General features: G+C 66.7%; 2 protein-coding genes. Both read left to right on the top strand.

The window, feature by feature from the left end; translation table 11 throughout:
• Positions 1-726, top strand: a 726-nt coding sequence (locus AB0O67_RS37375) for a DUF3459 domain-containing protein (RefSeq protein WP_365460585.1), incomplete at its 5' end; no start/stop codon positions are given.
• On the top strand, positions 723-1,048 hold a 326-nt coding region (locus AB0O67_RS37370), incomplete at its 3' end, for an alpha-amylase family glycosyl hydrolase (protein ID WP_365460583.1). The genes AB0O67_RS37375 and AB0O67_RS37370, both read left to right, overlap by 4 nt.

Genomic DNA, 1,048 nt, shown 5'->3' with positions numbered 1-1,048 from the left:
ATGCACACCCTGGCCCAGATCGGCTTCCAGCAGTCGTACACCTACTTCACCTGGCGCAACACCAAGCAGGAACTGACGGAGTACCTGACCGAACTATCGGGTGAGGCGGCCTCCTACATGCGGCCCAACTTCTTCGTCAACACGCCCGACATCCTGCACGCCCACCTCCAGCACGGCGGCCGGCCCGCCTTCGAGACCCGTGCCGTCCTCGCCGCCACCCTCTCCCCCACCTGGGGCGTCTACTCGGGCTACGAACTCTGCGAGAACGTCCCCCTGCGACAGGGCAGCGAGGAGTACCTCGACTCGGAGAAGTACCAGCTCAAGCCCCGTGACTGGGACGCCCCGCACAGCATCGCCCCCCTCATCACGCGGCTCAACGCGATCCGCAGGCAGCACCCCGCCCTGCGGCAGTTGAGGGACGTGCACTTCCACCACACGGACAAGGAAGCGGTGATCGCGTACTCGAAGCGCTCGGGATCGAACACGGTTCTGGTGGTCGTCAACCTCGACCCCCACCACACCCAGGAGGCCACGGTCTCGTTGGACATGCCGCAACTCGGCCTCGACTGGCACGAGTCGGTGCCGGTGCGCGACGAGCTCACCGGCGAGACCTACCACTGGGGCAGGGCCAACTATGTGCGCCTGGAACCCGGCCACCGGCCGGCGCACATCCTCACCGTCCTGCGACCGTCCACCCCGCAGATCGGAGGGTCACCCACAACATGATCGTCAACGAGCCCGTGCCGGACACCTTCGAGGACACCCCCGCCAAGGACCGGGACCCCGAGTGGTTCAAACGTGCCGTCTTCTACGAAGTCCTCGTCCGCTCCTTCCAGGACAGCAACGGCGACGGCGTCGGCGACCTCAAGGGCCTGACCGCCAAGCTCGACTACCTGCAGTGGCTCGGCGTCGACTGCCTCTGGCTCCCGCCCTTCTTCCAGTCCCCCCTGCGCGACGGCGGCTACGACGTCTCCGACTACACCGCGGTACTCCCCGAGTTCGGCGACCTCGCCGACTTCGTGGAATTCGTCGACGCCGCACACCAACG

Source organism: Streptomyces sp. NPDC086077 (assembly GCF_040686175.1).
Classification (GTDB): Bacteria; Actinomycetota; Actinomycetes; order Streptomycetales; family Streptomycetaceae; genus Streptomyces.
This window is presented reverse-complemented; position numbering and strand designations above follow the sequence as displayed.